Consider the following 16,672-nt stretch of genomic DNA (forward strand, 5'->3'; position numbering starts at 1 on the left):
GATCTTGTCCAGGTCGTTGTGCTCGATCCACCGGCGTCGCTCGCCGGGCCCGGTCAGCCCGCCGGCTGAGCCGGCCCGATGAAGCCTGGCTTGGGTCGGCCTGGCTTGGGTCGGCCTGGCTTGGGTCGGCCTGGCTTGGGTCGGCCTGGCTTGGGTCGGCCTGGCTTGGGTCGGCCTGGCTTGGGTCGGCCTGGCTTGGATCGGTTTGGCTTGGATCGGTTTGGCCTGGATCGGCCTGGCCTGGATCGGCCGGCCGGGCCTTTGTCCGCCGGGCTGGGATCAGTCGCGGACCGGTGGGCCGATCAGCTGGGCCTCGATCGGGGTCTGGGAGAGCACGGCCCAGCGGACCGCGCGCCGGTTGATCACGCCGACCATGTCGGCGCGGATCTGGGTCAGCCACTTCGCCGCCTCGCCCAGGCCCAGGGCCGCGCCGACGAGGGTCGCCTCCTCCGGGCGCAGCGGCTGCACGAGCAGCAGGTCGGCCCGGGACGCCGCGTCGGCGTCGGCCGGGCTGAAGTCGTCGCGGACCACCAGCGTGGCCTGCCAGCCGGCGCCCGGGCGGTTGTCGGCGCCCACCGGGCCGATGTCGACCACCACGAGCAGCGGGTGCAGCGCCGAGCCGGGCGGGATCTCCACGGCCCGGCCCGGCGGGATGACCGCGATCGCCTCACCGGGCACCGCCGCACCCCGGACGAACGGTTCCCAGGCCTGCGGGCGTGCGGTCTGCACGACCACCCGGGCGCCCAGGGCCATCGCCCGCAAGGCCACCAGCTGGGCGCAGCGCACGCCGCCGACCAGCAGTGCCCGGGTCTGCTCGGGCCGGAACAGCCGGGCGATCACCGGCTCGCCCTTGCGGTTGCTGCCGATCATCAGGCCGGCGTTGCTGATCGGGAGCTGCAGGTCGTCGAGCAGGTCGGTGCGGGCCACGTCCGGGCTGGGCCGGCCGGGCAGCCCCGGGCTCGTCGGGATGCCCAGCGGCAGGGTGGCGGTCAGTCCGTCGAGGTGCTCGCCGTCCAGCCGGCGGGCGGTGGCGTGTTCGCCGGCGAGCAGCTTGCGCAGGGCCTGGGTGGCGAAGGAGAGGGCCGCGGTGTCGGGGGCGGCCAGCCGGACGGTCAGGTCGGTGGCTGTGTCCGTACCGGTGGCGGAGCGTGGGCCGACGCCCAGCGCGACCGTCGTCGCGGCCGCCGGCAGGGTCAGCATCCGGGCCACCAGCCGGCGGGAGGTCTCGATGCGCAGGTCGGGCCAGCGGCGCAGCCGGAACGTGGCCTGGGTGAGGCTGCCCACGCGCAGGCCGGGCCAGGTCTCCTGGGCCGCGCCGATGCCGTCGTCGTGGGCCAGCTCCGCGACCACCCGCAGGGCCGCGGCCTCGCCGAGCGGCCGGGCCGGCGTCGGGCCGAGCCGGCGCAGCAGCTTGCGCACGAGTCCGGACAGGGCCCGCCGGAGGTCCTCCTCCGGCCAGCCCTCGGCACGCAACACGCGCACAGCCAGCAAGGCCCGGCTGTGGCCGAGCAGGCGGCCATCGGTGAGCTGACGGTACGAGTTCGCCGGGGTGCCGCCGCCGGCCCGCAGCGACGGGGCCGGCGCCCCCACGAGGATGAGCTGGAGGCGGCACGGCGGGTGCTCGGGGCCGGTGGGTGGCAGCAGGCCCGCGGGGGACGGCAGGATCACCGTCTCCTCGGCGAGCAGACCGTTCGGGTCGCCCAGCTCCAGAACCGCGGTCAGGCCGTAGCCGTCGACGATGACCGCGGCCGGGTCGCCGGCGAGCTCGGTCTGCTCGATCCGGGCGCCGGGCGCGACGAACTCGAGCAGGGCGGCCGGACCGTCCACGGCCGGCGCGGTGTGCCGGCGGCCGGCGAAGCGCATCGCGGTGCCGAGCCACTCGAACGCCCAGCGCCCGCGCAGCCGCAGCCACGTGACGGCCAGCAGCACGATCGCCACGAAGGCCGCGGCGGCCAGCGCGATCGGGCCGTTCAGGGCCCCGACCAGTAAGGCGACGGCGGCCACCTGGGTGCTGACCCACTGACCGGTGCGAATACCGAACAATCGTCCATGTCGGACACGCTGGGTGCGTACCTTCGGGAGCCGCTCGCCCGCGCCGCTCAGCTCGGGGAAGTCCCGGCCACCCACCAGGTCTGCCGTCACCGTCGCGCCCGCCTCTCCCTGAATCGCTGCCTGAGCGGCCTCATCGTATGGCGCGCGCCGCGTACGCAGGGGGCGGCGTCGATATCCACAGGTTGTCCGACGGGGCTACCGTCGCTGCGTCCGGCCCGTTACCCTCAGCGACGGCAATGAATGAACGGCAGCTCAGGGGCGCCCCCCACCACTGTGCGGGAGCGGTTAATCTGAGGGCCACGTCAGCGCACCCGGGCTCGTCCAGCAGGGCTCGTCCAACGGGGCTCATCCATACCGGACCCGGTGCGAGGCAGACGATCGAGAAAGCGGGGTGACGTCCGGGGTGTCCGAGACGACGCAGGCAAATTCCGGGGACATGGCGAAGGTTGCCGGTGAGTTCGACCAGGTCAACCACGAGCTGACCAGGATGCTGAAGAAGCTCATGAACGAGCTTTCCGTGCTGCAGACCGCCTGGGTCGGCAGCGGCGGCCGGGCCTTCGAGTCCGTGAAGAACCAGTACCAGCAGGACCTCGCCCAGCTCAACAAGGCTCTCGCGGACACCGCCGAGTCGATCAAGACCTCCGGCACGGGCTACCAGACCTCGGACTCCTCGGCCGCCAGTCTGGTGACCAAGTCCGGTGGCGGCGGCGTCAGCCTTCCCCTCTAACTCCGACCTGGAAAGGAGCACGACATGAGTGACGGTCTGCTTCGCGTCAACTTCAGTTCCCTGGCTCAGGCCGGCGTCGACATCAACAAGGCTGTCAACGAGCTCGACACCAAGCTCGCCCACCTCGACGCCGTCGCGCGTCCGCTGGTGGACACCTGGGAGGGCAAGGCCCAGACGGCGTACCACCAGCGTCAGCTGAAGTGGACAAATGCCGCCACCGACCTCAAGAACATCCTCCGCGACATCCAGGGCGCCGTCGAGCAGTCCGCGCAGGACTACGCGACGACCGAGAGCAACGCGGAGAAGCGCTTCCTCTGAGTCTCCGAGGCACCCATCTCGCGGCACGGCCGGGACGTCCCGTTCCGGCCGTCTCCGTGTCACCGGACGGGTCGGCTACCCCGGGTCATCGGGCAGTATCGCTGCGCGACACAATCATGCTCTGGCGGGCACCGATGACGCCGCTGGACACCTTCTCGGCTGTATGCGTACAGCCGCCCATTGTGATCGCGGCCTGACCTTGTAGGTTGTACGCGTTGAGATGGCCCGTTCGCCGCGAAGGGAGAGGTGGACGTGACCGAGTGGGAACCGGCTACGGACGCCGAGATCGCGATGCGCAACGCACTGCGCACCGACGACCAGGAGTCCTACTTCCGCATTCTCGCCGGTGTCGACCTGCTCCTTCCGGTCTCGGCCGACGCCCTCGCCGGCCTCGCCCCGCTCGGCTGGGGCACGTGGAGCACCGGCGGCCGTACGCACGTCCTCGCCTTCACCTCGCCGTCGGCGCTGCAGGCCTGCCTGGCCGACTACACCGGCTCGGCCCGCCGCGTCGCGTACGCGGAACTGGCCGACACCTGGCCCAACCTCGAATGGTGGCTGGCGGTCAACCCCGGCCTGCCCATCGAGGGCTACCTGCCGGCCTGGTTCGTGGCCCAGCTCTCCCGGGGTGACCTGCGTCTGCCGACCCGGGGCCCGGGCCCGGCGGGCAGCAACGCCCCGAACCGCATCCAGGACCTGCACGCGGCCGCGACCCTGGCGGCGACGGCGGCGGCTCAGGGCTACAACGCCTCGGCCTACGCGGCTCCGGCATCCGGCGGGCCGATCCAGGGCAGCCCGGCGCCTGCGCCTTCTTACAGTGCTCCGGGCTCTGACGCTCCCGGCTCCGGCGCCGCCTCCTACAGCGGCCCCGACTCGGGTGGCTCGGCTTACGGCAGTCCGGGCTCGGGCGGTCCGGCTTACGGCGGCCCAGGCGCTGGCGGCCCAGGCTCCGGCGGTCCGGCTTACGGCGGTTCGGGCTCGGGCGGTCCCGGCTCCGGCGGTCCGGCTTACGGCGGTTCGGGCTCGGGCGGTCCCGGCTCCGGCGGCCCGGCTTATGGCGGTCCGGGGTCCGGGAGTTCGGGGCCTGGCGGTTCGGCTCATGGCAGTGCCACCTCGGGTGGTCCGGCTTATGGCGGTTCGGGGTCCAGTGCCGCAGCCTCAGGTGGGGCTGTGGCCGGTCCGGCTGCGCCTGGGGGGTCGGCTTCGACCGGTTCCGGGTATGCCGGTGGAGCCACGCCGGGAAGCCGGTACTCCGACTCGCCCGCTGAGCAACCGGCCGACGCCGGTTCCGGCGGACAGGTCGGTCCTGGTGGGCTGCCGCTGCGGACGCCGGGTGCCGTGCTGCCGAGTGGGCTTCCGTCCCGCGTGCCGGGCACTCCGGCCGGGCAGGACGGTGGCATTCCCGGCGGGCAGTTCAACGGCTTCGGCACGTCTGGTGGTGCCCGTCCGGCCCAGCCGGGTGGCTACGCCGACCAGCCCGCGGGCTACGGCGATCAGTCCGACGCGGGCGCGCAGCCACCTGCTGGCGCGCGGGGCCCTCGTGCGTTCGCGGGTGAGTCCGGCGGGCCTGCATCCCAGCCGGTGACGCCGGGCCGGTCCGCCGGTGACGTGCCTGCCGCCTACCGGCCACCGACCCTGCCCCCGAGTGACCCGGCCCGTGCCGGCAGCTCCGGGGTGCCTGCGCGGTCTGCTTCCGCTCCCAGCGCGCTCGACGCTCTGGGCAGCCGGGGTGGCTCCCCGGGTTCCGGCAGCACACCCTCGGCTGCTTCGCCGCGGCCGGACTCGCCGCTGCCCACGCGAACCCCGATGGCGCAGACGCCGCCCCTGCCCGCCCACATCCCGCCGCCGGACACCGACGACGAGACGCCGGGTCAGCCGGGTGAGGGTGGCGCCGGAGCGATCTCGGCCAAGCTCGCCGCGCGTGACGGGGCGATCTCCGCCAAGCTCGCCGGTCAGGCTGCCGCCACGGAGGCCGGTTCCGCGCCGGCCACCTCGGATCGGGCCGAGCAGGGTGCCGACGACCAGGGCAAGGGCCCCGGTGGTCTGCCCCGCCGCCAGGTCACGCCGCCCGAGGAACGGCCTTCCTCCATGGCCGCGGCCGCCCAGGCGCTCGCCGGGAACCGCAACCCGGCCTCGACCCAGCCGTCGACCACTCAGCCACCCTCGACCGGGCCGGCCAGCGGGAATTCGCCGGGGGGTTCAGCTCGGTCGCAGGGCGGCCAGCCGCAGCCCGGGCTGGCCCCACCCGTCATCCCCGGCGCGGGCGGTGCCGGTCGGTCCACATTCGTCCCGGCCGCAGCGGCACGCCCCACGATCCCGCCGTCATCAACCGACCAGCGGTCGGCCACGCCGGGATCAACCGACCAGCGGTCTGCCGGGCTCGGATCGACGGCCCAGCGGCCGGCCACACCAGGATCGTCCGATCAGCGGTCTGCCGGGCCCGGATCGACGGCCCAGCGGCCGGCCACGCCGGGGTCTACAGACCAGCGGTCGGCCACCCCGGGGTCTACAGACCAGCGGTCGGCCACCCCGGGGTCTACAGACCAGCGGTCGGCCACGCCGGGGTCTACAGACCAGCGGTCGGCCACGCCGGGGTCTACAGACCAGCGGTCGGCCACGCCGGGGTCTACAGATCAGCGGTCGGCTGCGCCAGAAGCAAGGGCTCAGCAGACGGCCGCACCGGGATCGACCGACCAGCGGCCGTCCACCCCTGCACCCGCCGATCGGCCCCGAAATGTCCCCACACCGGACGATCAGGCGCCGACCGACCAGCCGCAAGCATCCTCCGACGGCCGCAACACCTTCAGCCCCCAGCCGAGCGCCGACCAGCAAGAGCCAGCCACCACCGGCCCAGCCACGACCGACTCAGCCGAAACCGGCCGAGGCCCGACCGGCCCAGCCGCAACCGGCCCAGGCATGACCGGCGCGGCCGCGTCAGGCCCGGCTGCGGCAACCTCGGGCATGACCGGCGCGGGCATGACCGGCTCGGGCATGACCGGCGACACCAGCGAAGACTTCGAGGAAGACTTCGTCCCGGCGAACGAGGTCGAGCGTGACCTCTACCGCGCCGTCGATGAGGCCAGCACCGACTCTTTCCTCTCCACCCTCCTGCTCGCCACCGTGCTCGTGCCTGTCGCGTCCAACTCGCGGCCCGGCAGCGCTCCCGGCGAGTCCGGTTTTGCGTTCCGGACCGAGGAGATCGACGGTGACCGGTTCCTGGTCGTCTTCACCAGCCGGGACCGGCTCGCCGAGCATTTCGCCGAGCCCACCCGCACGGTCGGGGTCCGGTTCGTCGATCTGATCCGCAACTGGCCCGACCCGGCCTGGTCGTTCGCCGTCAATCCGGCCTCGCCGATCGGCGCCAGGTATCCCGGGCCGCAGGTCATCGCGCTGGCCAGCTGGGCCGTGGAGGCCGGGCTGGGCGGTGACCCGGTCGACGCGCCCGCCGAGTTGCCGCAGCGGCCGGCTGAGCCGACCGCGCAGCTCACCGTCATGCAGAAGGCCGTGCCGGCCGAGCAGATCGACTACTACCTCGAGCGGGGTTACGACCGGGTCGCCGGGTTCGTGCACCGCGCCGGTGAGGTCGAGCATCTGCGGGCGCCCGGCGAGCTCTTCTCGGCGCTCGGGCTGGTCTACGACGGTTCGCCCTATCAGGCGGATGCCAAGGAGGCCTTTGTGCTCCGCTGGCCGGCGCACCGGCCCAGCCTCTACCGCATCCCGTACGGCGGCCAGAACGAACAGGCATTGCGGGCCATGGACGGCTGGGTCATCGAGCGGCCTCCGTTCCGGGGCAACGGTTTCGCCCCCGGTGAGGGCAAGGACGTCATCGCGGAGTTCAAGGTGGACAGTGTGCGGTTGCCGCACGGTGCGCAGTTGTGGCGGATCGCCGACGGCGCCGAGCAGCTGATCGCCGTCTTCGACTGTGACGCGCCGGTGTGGCGCCGGGTCGGTGAGCGGTGATGCGCGACGGCTACGTGGTCAACTGGCACGGCCGGGAGTACGACGCCGCGCCCGACGGGGAGAACGTGCGGGTCTATGCGCCCGAGCCCGCCGACGGCTTCACCGAGGTGCGGCCCGGTCGCTACGTACGGGTGCTCAAGCCGGGCGAGTTCGGTGAGCTCGTCTACATCCGCACGACGTGTTCGTGGCGGGGTGAGCCGTTCATCGTGCTCGCTGAGGCCGACAACTGGCTGCGCCTGGAGTACACCGGGGGCCGGGCGCCGGTCGCCCGTGAGCTGGGGCTGGAGGAGTTCGACTTCGGGGTCTACCAGGGCTGGGCGCCGGCGAACGAGGTCACCCAGCTCTACGAGCACCGGGTCTGACCGGCCTCACGCCTTGAGCCAGCGCAGGATCTCGCCGGTGACGAGATCCGGCGCTTCCTGGTGCAGGAAGTGGCCGGCGTCCGGGATCAGGCGCCACTCGTACGGCGCGATCACGTAGCGGCCTGACCCCTGCGCCGTGCGGGGCAGCACCGCCGTGTCCAGCTCGCCGTGCATCTGTAGCGTCGGGGTGACCAGCGGCTGCTGCATCAGCTTGACGAACCGGTAACCCTGCAGTCGCAGCGCCGAACGGAACACCCACCTGTACGCCTCCAGCGCGCAGAACGCCGCCTGCGGGATCTGCATGGCCTCCCGGCACCGCGCGGCGTATTCCTCGTACGCGGCCGTCTGCGTCCACCTCGGACCGCTCCACTGCCCGATCAGCTCGCCGACCAGCGCCGCGTCGTTCTTGGTCAGCACGTGCTCGTAGCGGGGGACCTGGAAGCGCAGGATCGACGCGCTCGCCGCCGCCTGGCCGCGGGGGTCGGCGAACAGTGCCGCGCGCAGCCGCAACGGGTGCGCCGCACCGAGCACCACGAGCCGGCTGACCATCTTGGGGTGGAAGGCCGCCGCCGCCCAGCCGATCATGCCGCCGGCGCCCGCCCCGACGATCATCGCGGAGCGTTCGCCGAGGGCGCGGATCAGGCCGGTCACGTCGGCAGCCATCGTGTAGCCGTCGTAGCCGCGCGGCGGCTTGTCGCTGGCGCCGTAGCCGCGCAGGTCGATCGCCACCGCCCGGAAGCCCGCGTCGGCGAGCCGGGTCAGCACGTCGTGCCACGCCCACCAGAACTCGGGGAAGCCGTGCAGCAGCAGGACGAGCGGTCCGGTGCCCGCCTCGACCACGTGGAAGCGGCTGCCGTTGGCGCCGACGAAACGGTGGGTCCAGGGACCCTCCGTCAGTACGCACGCCTCGTCCACCTGGGCACTCATGCGAACCAGCGTACGGGCCTAGGGAAAGTGCTGGATGGCACCCATGCTCACCGGGATGCCCGGGCCACAGTCGATGCGCAGTCTGGCCGGGGTCAGTTCGGCCTTGATGTGGTCACCCTGGGTCAGCTTCGCGCCCTTGTCCGAGTACATCGCGTAGGCCACGCCGTCGAAGGTGACCAGGCCGTAGCAGGGGCCGGTGCCGCCGCGGGTGATGGTGCCCTCGATCCAGCCGGGTGAGCGGACGATGTCCGTCGGCGTCTTGGGGATGCCGGCCGGCTTCGAGGGCGCCGGGCCGGTGGGCACCGAGTTGTACGGGCCGCTGGGCGAGACGGCGGGCTCGTTGGGCGGCGTGACGGAGGTCGCCGAGGCGCTGGGCGGGACCGGCACGGAGGTGCCCGGTGCCACGGGAGACCCGGCTGAACAGGCCGTCAGGCTCGTGAGGACCAGGAACGTTGCTGTGGCCGTACGGGAAAACGAGATCATGACCCACCTCCGTGAGTGAGACCCGGGCCCGGCCCTGCGGGTTCCCGTGGGGGTGAGAAAAGGGCGACGCCCGGGGCCGCGGCCCCGGGCGTCGCTGTGCTGCGGTGGATCAGGAGAACTTGACCTTGAGCGAGGTGCCGCTCTGCTCGACGACCTTGATCTTGACGCCCACAGCCGGCAGCTTGACGCCGGCCCACGGGATCTCGTCGTAGAAGTACTTCTTGGTGTCGTCGAAGGTCGGCTGAGCCGCCTGGCCCCGCACGTAACTCGCCTTCTCGTTGATGTGCAGCGTGAACGAGTCGGCCTTGGTCGTGCCGAACGGCGCGTCGTAGAGCTGGATGCGCGCCCGCCAGGGCTGGCCCTCGAGGTTGTAGAACGGCGCCGGGTGGCTGTCCACGATCAGGTTGCGGCCCTGACCGGGGTGCTGGTTGACGTTGTTGTCGGCGAACGACGTGTCGTTGTACGAGATCAGCAGACCCTGCTGGTACGAGAAGTGCTCGGCCCAGTCCGGCTTGCTGGTCGGCCAGCCGAAGTTGTACGGGCCGGTCTTCAGGTACTTGTCGTACGACGTGTACGTGCGGTTACCGGCGATGTAGAAGTTGTCGTACTCGGCGGTGATCGAGTCACCCTCGACGCTGAAGCCGGCAGCTGTCCACGTCGGCGTGCCCTCGGCACCGTCGGTGGAGACCGCGGCACCGTTCACCGTGATGGTGAGGTCGTCGCCGAAGAAGCCGCCCGCGGACAGACCACCGTCGGTGATGTAGTGCAGGCGGACCTGCACCGTCTTACCGGCGTACGCGGTCAGCGGGATGCTGATGTTCTTCCACTCGCCACCGCTGTCGCCACCCAGGGCCGGACGCGGCGGCACAGCGCCGTCGACGCCCAGCGGGGCACCGTCGACCGTGCCGTTGAGCGCGGTCCACGCCTTGCCGTCGGTGGAGGCCTCGAAGTAGAGGTAGTCGTAACCCTCTTCGATGTTGTAGCGGCCCTTGAGGTCGAACGACGCCGAGGTGGCCCCGGTGAGGTCGACCGACTTGGTCAGCGTGGTGTTGAGGTTGTCGTCGTTGCCGGAGAAGTACTGCTTCTCGCCGGCGAACGGCGCACCGAGGTCGGTGGTGACCTCCTTGTCGGGCAGGACCACGACGGCGGCCTGCGCCTTGGCGCTGTTGTACTCCTGCGGGCCCAGCTCGAGGGTCCGCTTCTGGCCCGCGACCAGGGTCTCGTAGTCCAGCCAGCCGAGCTGCAGCTTCTGCCAGGCACCGAGGTCACCCGGGCGCGTGCCGAGGGGCTCGCCGGCGCCGGAGAGACGGCTCTGGGCCATCAGGGTCCAGAACTCGCTGTTGTTGTTCGTGCCACCGGAGGTGTCGTAGTCGTCCGGCAGGCCGAGGTCGTGGCCGTACTCGTGAGCGAAGACGCTCAGGCCGCCGTTCTCGGGCTGGACGGTGTAGTCACCGATCCAGACGCCGGTGTTGCCGATCTGCGTGCCACCCGCCTTGTTGGTGGCGGGGCCGGTGATCCCGGCCGAGGTGTTGTACGCGTACCAGCGGTGCGCCCAGATGGCGTCCTCACCCTGCTGCGGGTCACCGTCGGACTGGTCGCCGCCGGCGTGGACGATCTGGAAGTGGTCGATGTAGCCGTCCGACTCGTTGAAGTCGCCGTCACCGTCGAAGTCGTACCGGTCCCACTGGTCGTAGGACTTCATGTCGGCGGCGATCTGCGCATCCGTGCGGCCGGCGGCCTTCTGGTCGGCGACCCACTTGTTGGCGGCGTCGGTGACGAGCGCCCACATGTTGGTGTCGGTGCAGACGCCGTTGATGTCACAGTCGCGACCGTAGCGGGCCTCGTTGTAGTTGACCTTGACCCAGTCGGAGACCTCGCCGTCGACGCTGTAGCGGCCGGACGACTGGGTCTCGTAGTAGGTCTTCAGCGACTCGACGCCCTTGCCCTCACCGAAGTACAGCTCCTGGTAGTGGGCCCGGTTGTAGTCGGGCTGCCACACCGTGCTGTTGTCCTTGGTGCGATCGGGCGAGGGGATCTTGTTGTGCAGCGGACCCTCGAACGTGGTCGGGCCCGGGGTGAGCGGGTCGCTGTCGACGTCCGGGTAGTTCGGGTGCCGGTCGTTGCCGAACTCCGCCAGGATCACGAAGATCTTGTCGGTCCGCTCGTTGTTGAGCTCGACGTACTGGTCCTGGCCGGCGCTGGCGACGCGGCGGTTGGTCTCGCCACCACCGCGCGTCTTGCCGACCTTGGCCACGGTGCTGCCGCCACGCTGCTGCGTCTTGACCGTGCCCTTGAGGATGCCGTTGATGGCCTCCTGGCGCAGCTCGCGACGCTTGTCCTCGAACGGGTTGGGCAGCTCGTCCACGGGGGCCTTCTTGCTGGCCGTCGCCGGGGCCGGGTCCACCGGAGGGGCCGCCATCGCCGCGGCCGGGAGCATGATCCCGGCGCTGCTGACCATTGCGGCACCGAGTAGTCCCACGACTACTTTGCGCACGTACTACCTCCGTTGACGTGACCGATCGCTGGGTGCAGCGAATCGGCGGAGAACGGCCCCGTGATTCGGGGCTCACGTGAACGTATGCAAACAGTCAGATGTATGGAAGTGCTGGGGCCAAAAGAAAGGAAATCTTTACGCGGAAGCGCTCAGCCGACCGGCATCAAAGTCTCGACCTCGACCAGAGTGCCGGCCCCGCAAGCGATATCCAGCATCGACGGGCTGACATCGGCTTTTATGCGAATGCCGATGGTCAATGCCCGGCCCTTGGCTTCATAGAGGGCATATTGGACGCCGTCGTCGGTGACGAGGCCGTAGCACGGTCCGGAACCGCCCCGGTTGACCGTGCCGACGATGAGCTCGGTGGCCTTGATGGCGTCGGTCGGCTCGCTCGGCGGGGTGGTGGGCCGGGTCAGGGTCGGCAGGGGGGAGACGGTCCGCGGAGGTTCGGCGGTGGGCTCCTGGCCGGCGGCGCACCCGGACAGCAGGGTCATGGTGGCGGCGAGCACGAGGATCCCGGTTCTGGTCACGGCCCCTTGGACGAGCCGGCAACCTTCGCGGTTCCCGGAAACGGGACAGCGCCCGGGGAGTGGACTCCCCGGGCGCCGCTCGTGCTGCTGACGATCAGCTGAACTTGACCTTCATGGACGTACCGTTGACGTCGACGACCTTGATCTTGACGCCGGCGGCGGGGAGCTTGACGCCGTGGTTCGGCAGCTCGTCGTAGAAGTACTTCTTGGTGTCGTCGAACAGCGGCTGCGCGGCCTGGCCCCGGATGTAGCTGGGCTTGCCGTTGATGTGCAGCGTGAACGAGTCCGCCTTCTTCAGGCTGAACGGCGCGTCGTACACCTGGATGCGGGCCCGCCAGGGCAGCCCCTCGAGGTTGTAGAACGGCGCCGGGTGGGCGTCGATGTACAGGTTGCGCCCGGTGCCCGGGTGGACGTTGGTGTTGTTGTCGACCTGCGAGGTGTCCCAGTAGGAGATGAGCAGACCCTCCTGGTAGGAGTAGTGGTCGACCTTGTCCGGCAGGGCCGGGAGGTAGCCGAAGAAGTACGGGCCGGTCTTCAGGTACTTGTCGTAGGACACGTAGCTGCGGTGGCCGGCGATGTAGAAGTTGTCGAACTCCTCGGTCGAGGTGGCGCCGACGATCGAGAAGCCGTCGAGGGTCCAGGTGGTGGCCCCCTCGGCGCCGTCGGCCAGCACGGTCGCGCCGTCCGCGGTGATGGTGACGTCGTCACCGAAGAAGCCGCCCTCGGAGACACCGCCGTCGGTCAGGTAGTGCAGGCGGAAGTCGACCTTCTTGCCCGCGTACGCGTTCAGCGGCACCGCGATGTCGACCCACGCGCCGGCGGTGCTGCCGGTCAGCGCCGGCGTCCCGCTGGCGTCCGTCGGGAAGGCGGCGCCGTTGACCGTGCCGTTGAGCCGGGTCCAGGTGGCGCCGTTGTCCGTCGAGGCCTCGAAGTAGAGGTAGTCGTAGTCCACCTCGATGTCGTAGCGGCCCTTGAGCGTGACCCCGGCCGTGGTCTTGCCGGCGAGGTCGATGGTCTTGCTCATCGAGTTGTTCAGGTCGTCGGCGTTGCCGGAGAAGAACTGGCCCTCACCCGCGAACGGCGCACCGAGATCGGTGGAGACCTCCTTGTCGGGCAGCACGACCACCGCGGCCTGCGCCTTGGCGGTGTTGTACTCCTCCGGACCCATGTTCAGGGTCTTGGACTGGCCGGCCACGATCGTCTCGTAGTCGAGCCAGCCCAGCTGGAGCTTGTTCCAGGCACCGAGGTCGCCCGGGCGGGTGCCGATGCCCTCGTCGCCGGCGGCGCTGAGCCGGCTCTGGGCCATGAGGGTCCAGTGCTCGTTGTTGTTGTCGCCGCCACCGGAGGTGTCGTAGTCGTCCGGCAGGCCGAGGTCGTGCGTGTACTCGTGCACGAAGACGGACAGGCCGCCGTTCTCGGGCTGGATCGTGTAGTCGCCGATCCAGATGCCGGTGGTGCCGATCTGGGTGCCGCCGAGCAGGTTGCCGGCCGGGCCGGTGCGACCCTGGTCGGTGCCGTAGGCGTACCAGCGGTGGCTCCAGATGGCGTCCTCACCCTGGTTCGGGTCGCCGTCGGCCTGGTCGCCGCCGGAGTGGACGATCTGGAAGTGGTCGATGTAGCCGTCGGACTCGTTGAAGTTGCCGTCGCCGTCGAAGTCGTAGCGGTCGTACTGGTCGAACGACTTCATGTCGGCGGCGATCTGCGCATCCGTGCGGCCGGCGGCCTTCTGGTTGGCGACCCACGTGTTGGCGGCGTCGCGGACCAGCGCCCAGGTGTTGTTGCAGACGTTGCTCGCGCAGACCGCCGGGTCGTCGCCGTTGGCGTCGGTCGGCAGGTCGTCGGAGCGGCCGTAACGGGCCTCGTTGTACGGCACCTTCACCCAGTCGGTGACCTCGCCGTCGACGCTGTACCGGCCGGAGGACTGGCTCTCGAAGTAGGTCTTGACCGACTCGACGCCCGTGCCCTCACCGAAGTACAGGTTGCGGTAGAAGTCCGCCGAGTAGTCCGCCTGCCACACCGTCGAGTTGTCCACGGCCCGGTTCGGCTTGGGGATCTCGTTGTGCAGCGGACCGTCGAAACGGGCCGGCCCCGGGATGGTGGCGTTGGTGTCCTTGTCCGGGAAACTCGGGCTGCGCTCGTTGCCGAACTCCGTGAGAATCACGAAGATCCGGTCGGTGCGCTCCCGGCTGATCTCGACGTACTGGTCCTGGCCCGCCTTGGCCACAGCGCGGTTGCTCGCACCGGAACCCTGCGTGCGTCCGACCTTGACGACCGAACTGCCGTTCTTGGTCACCGCCTTCGCCTTGCCGCTGACCACGTCCGCGACAGCGCCCTCGCGCAGCGCGCGGCGCTTGTCCTCGAGCGGGTTGGGCAGATCGTCGACTGGTGCTGAGTTGGCATCGGCCTTCGCGACCGGCGCTGGATCCACTGGCGGGGCGGCGTTGGCACCGGCGGGGAGCATGACCCCGACGCTGGTGACCATCGCGGCGCCGAGTAGTCCCACGACCACCTTGCGCACTACGTGTACCTCCGTTGACGTGACCGAGCGCTGGGGTGCAGCGGACGGCGGTAAACCGGCCTCGGATTCGAGGCTCACGTGAACGTATGCAAACGCACCTATGTCTTGGAAGAGCCCGGAGATATTGATGAGCGATGGTTACGCATTATGGTTTTTCCATCATGCAAGTACCGGCATTTAGCCGAAAGTGGACTGTGCCCATGAAACGGCGGCAGACCTGCACGATCGCAGGGCTGCCGCCGTTTATCGATAACTGTCTCAGTCTTCGGACTTACCGGCCTGCATGCCGGAGGAGATCAGATCCATCACCGCGGAGTCCTGCAACGTCGTGACGTCACCCAGCGAACGGTTCTCCGCGACGTCCTTGAGCAGGCGCCGCATGATTTTGCCGGACCGCGTCTTGGGCAGCTCGGCCACCAGCATGATCTGGCGCGGCTTGGCGATCGGACCGAGCTTCTTGGCGACGTGGTTGCGCAGATCCTGGATGAGCTTCTCGCCGGCATCGCCCGAAGTGTCCACATTGCCGCGTGGAATGGTGAAAGCCACAATAGCCTGTCCGGTGGTCGGGTCGGTCGCGCCGACCACCGCGGCCTCGGCCACCGACGGGTGCGACACCAGGGCCGACTCCACCTCGGTGGTCGAGATGTTGTGCCCGGAGATGAGCATGACGTCGTCGACCCGGCCGAGCAGCCAGAGCGCGCCGTCGTCGTCCTTCTTGGCTCCGTCACCGGCGAAGTAGATCCACTCGTCACCGACGCCCGCGCCCTTGCCGAAGCGCGACCAGTACGTGTCCTTGAAGCGCTGCTCGTCACCCCAGATGCCGCGCAGCATCGACGGCCACGGCTCACGCAGCACCAGGAAACCGCCACCGCCGTCCGGCACCGACTCGGCCTCGTCGTTGACCACGTCGGCCGAGATGCCCGGCAGCGGGGTCATCGCCGAGCCGGGCTTCGAGGCGGTCACGCCGGGCAGCGGCGAGATCATCATCGCTCCGGTCTCGGTCTGCCACCAGGTGTCCACAATGGGGGCGTTGTCGTGGCCGACGTGCTCGCGGTACCACATCCAGGCCTCGGGGTTGATCGGCTCGCCGACGCTGCCCAGGATGCGCAGCGACGACAGGTCGTACTTGGCCGGGATGTCGTCGCCCCACTTCATCATGGTGCGGATGAGGGTGGGTGCGGTGTAGAGCAGGCTCACCTTGTACTTGTCGACGATCTCCCAGAACCGGCCGCGGTGCGGGGTGTCCGGGGTGCCCTCGTACATGACCTGGGTGGCGCCGTTGGACAGCGGACCGTAGACGATGTACGAATGGCCGGTCACCCAGCCGATGTCGGCCGTGCACCAGTAGACGTCGGTCTCCGGCTTGACGTCGAAGACCGCGTGGTGGGTGTACGAGACCTGGGTCAGGTAGCCGCCGGTGGTGTGCAGAATGCCCTTGGGCTTCCCGGTCGTACCCGAGGTGTAGAGGATGAAGAGCGGGTGCTCGGAGTCGAACGCCTGCGCCTCGTGCTGGTCACTGGCCTGCTCGACGGTCTCGTGCCACCACAGGTCCTTGTCACCCCAGGTGACGTCCTCGCCGGTGCGGCGTACGACCAGCACGTGCTCGATGCTCGGGCACTGCGCGACGGCCTCGTCCACGGTCGGCTTGAGCGCCGAGGGCTTGCCCCGCCGGTAGCCGCCGTCGGCCGTGATGACCAGCTTGCAGTCGGCGTCCTGGATGCGGGTGGCGAGCGCGTCGACGGAGAAGCCGCCGAAGACCACGCTGTGCAGCGCGCCGATCCGGGCGCAGGCCAGCATCGCGACCGCGGCCTCCGGGATCATCGGCAGGTAGATGGCCACCCGGTCGCCGGCCGTCACGCCGAGCTCGGTCAGCGTGTTGGCCGCCTGGCTGACGCTGCGGAGCAGGTCCGCATAAGTGATGGTGCGGGTGTCGCCGGGCTCGCCCTCCCAGTGGATGGCCACCTTGTCGCCGTGGCCGGCCTCGACGTGGCGGTCCACGCAGTTGTAGGCGATGTTGAGCTCACCGCCGACGAACCACTTGGCGAACGGCGCGTTCGACCAGTCCAGCACCTGGTCCCAGGGCTTGGCCCAGTGCAGCCGCCGGGCCTGCTGCTCCCAGAACGCTTCCCGGTTGTCGTCGGCCTCCTGGTATGCCGCGGCCTTGACGTTGGCGGCGGCGGCAAGCTCGGCCGGCGGCGGGAACGTCCGCGTCTCCGAGTACAGGTTCTCCAGTGTCTCGCTCATGAGGGCGGCTCCTCTGCCATGACCGGTCGCTTCGTCTGAACACTAGTTCTGCCGGGGTGG

The 16,672-nt window shown here is 70.2% G+C and carries 11 protein-coding genes and 1 pseudogene; 5 read left to right on the forward strand and 7 right to left on the reverse strand.

What is annotated here, in order from left to right; genetic code table 11:
* Positions 1–279 precede the first annotated feature (279 nt).
* Positions 280–2,142, reverse strand: coding sequence for a type VII secretion protein EccE (gene eccE, locus AB0C12_RS22595; protein ID WP_360550919.1), 1,863 nt, complete (start codon positions 2,140–2,142; stop codon positions 280–282).
* A gap of 313 nt (positions 2,143–2,455) precedes the next feature.
* Between eccE and AB0C12_RS22600 the strand changes: the two genes are divergently transcribed.
* The 5 genes and pseudogenes from AB0C12_RS22600 to AB0C12_RS22620 all read left to right on the forward strand — a co-directional run bounded on the left by AB0C12_RS22600 (position 2,456) and on the right by AB0C12_RS22620 (position 7,416).
* Complete coding sequence (locus tag AB0C12_RS22600; RefSeq protein WP_360550921.1) at positions 2,456–2,779, forward strand: WXG100 family type VII secretion target; 324 nt, start codon at positions 2,456–2,458, stop codon at positions 2,777–2,779.
* A 24-nt stretch (positions 2,780–2,803) separates the two neighbouring features.
* A complete protein-coding gene (locus tag AB0C12_RS22605; RefSeq protein ID WP_360550923.1) occupies positions 2,804–3,097 on the forward strand; it encodes a WXG100 family type VII secretion target in 294 nt (97 codons plus the stop codon).
* A gap of 252 nt (positions 3,098–3,349) precedes the next feature.
* Positions 3,350–3,739 (forward strand): annotated as a pseudogene (locus tag AB0C12_RS22610) (SseB family protein); the annotation flags it as partial.
* A 2,316-nt stretch (positions 3,740–6,055) separates the two neighbouring features.
* Entirely contained in the window at positions 6,056–7,054 is a 999-nt protein-coding gene (locus AB0C12_RS22615; RefSeq protein WP_360551931.1) for an SseB family protein, read from the forward strand.
* Positions 7,051–7,416 carry a hypothetical protein gene (locus tag AB0C12_RS22620; RefSeq protein ID WP_360550925.1) on the forward strand — a complete coding sequence of 122 codons (366 nt, stop codon included), beginning with the start codon at positions 7,051–7,053 and terminating at the stop codon, positions 7,414–7,416. Before AB0C12_RS22615 ends, AB0C12_RS22620 begins: the two co-directional genes overlap by 4 nt.
* Positions 7,417–7,422: 6 nt before the next feature.
* Here AB0C12_RS22620 and AB0C12_RS22625 read toward each other — a convergent pair whose 3' ends face one another.
* The 6 genes from AB0C12_RS22625 to acs all read right to left on the reverse strand — a co-directional run bounded on the left by AB0C12_RS22625 (position 7,423) and on the right by acs (position 16,612).
* Positions 7,423–8,343 carry an alpha/beta hydrolase gene (locus tag AB0C12_RS22625; RefSeq protein WP_360550927.1) on the reverse strand — a complete coding sequence of 307 codons (921 nt, stop codon included), beginning with the start codon at positions 8,341–8,343 and terminating at the stop codon, positions 7,423–7,425.
* 18 nt (positions 8,344–8,361) lie between these two features.
* Positions 8,362–8,826: a hypothetical protein gene (locus tag AB0C12_RS22630; protein ID WP_360550929.1), complete on the reverse strand. Its 465-nt coding sequence runs from the start codon at positions 8,824–8,826 to the stop codon at positions 8,362–8,364.
* A gap of 109 nt (positions 8,827–8,935) precedes the next feature.
* Complete coding sequence (locus AB0C12_RS22635) at positions 8,936–11,320, reverse strand: immune inhibitor A domain-containing protein (protein WP_360550931.1); 2,385 nt, start codon at positions 11,318–11,320, stop codon at positions 8,936–8,938.
* Between the two features lie 149 nt (positions 11,321–11,469).
* A complete protein-coding gene (locus tag AB0C12_RS22640; protein ID WP_360550933.1) occupies positions 11,470–11,829 on the reverse strand; it encodes a hypothetical protein in 360 nt (119 codons plus the stop codon).
* A 115-nt stretch (positions 11,830–11,944) separates the two neighbouring features.
* On the reverse strand, positions 11,945–14,353 hold the full coding sequence (locus tag AB0C12_RS22645; RefSeq protein ID WP_360551933.1) for an immune inhibitor A domain-containing protein: 2,409 nt from the start codon (positions 14,351–14,353) through the stop codon (positions 11,945–11,947).
* Positions 14,354–14,626: 273 nt separating this feature from the next.
* A complete protein-coding gene (gene acs / locus AB0C12_RS22650; protein ID WP_360550935.1) occupies positions 14,627–16,612 on the reverse strand; it encodes an acetate--CoA ligase in 1,986 nt (661 codons plus the stop codon).
* Positions 16,613–16,672 lie beyond the last annotated feature (60 nt).

The organism is Actinoplanes sp. NPDC048967 (genome assembly GCF_040649415.1).
Lineage (GTDB): Bacteria > Actinomycetota > Actinomycetes > Mycobacteriales > Micromonosporaceae > Actinoplanes.

Excerpts from the sequence above, each read along its gene's own strand:
- AB0C12_RS22605 (WP_360550923.1), top strand. The coding sequence starts at position 2,804 with ATGAGTGACGGTCTGCTTCGCGTCAACTTCAGTTCCCTGGCTCAGGCC.
- AB0C12_RS22615 (WP_360551931.1), top strand. The coding sequence starts at position 6,056 with ATGACCGGCGCGGGCATGACCGGCTCGGGCATGACCGGCGACACCAGC.
- AB0C12_RS22625 (WP_360550927.1), bottom strand. The coding sequence starts at position 8,343 with ATGAGTGCCCAGGTGGACGAGGCGTGCGTACTGACGGAGGGTCCCTGG.
- AB0C12_RS22630 (WP_360550929.1), bottom strand. The coding sequence starts at position 8,826 with ATGATCTCGTTTTCCCGTACGGCCACAGCAACGTTCCTGGTCCTCACG.
- acs (WP_360550935.1), bottom strand. The coding sequence starts at position 16,612 with ATGAGCGAGACACTGGAGAACCTGTACTCGGAGACGCGGACGTTCCCG.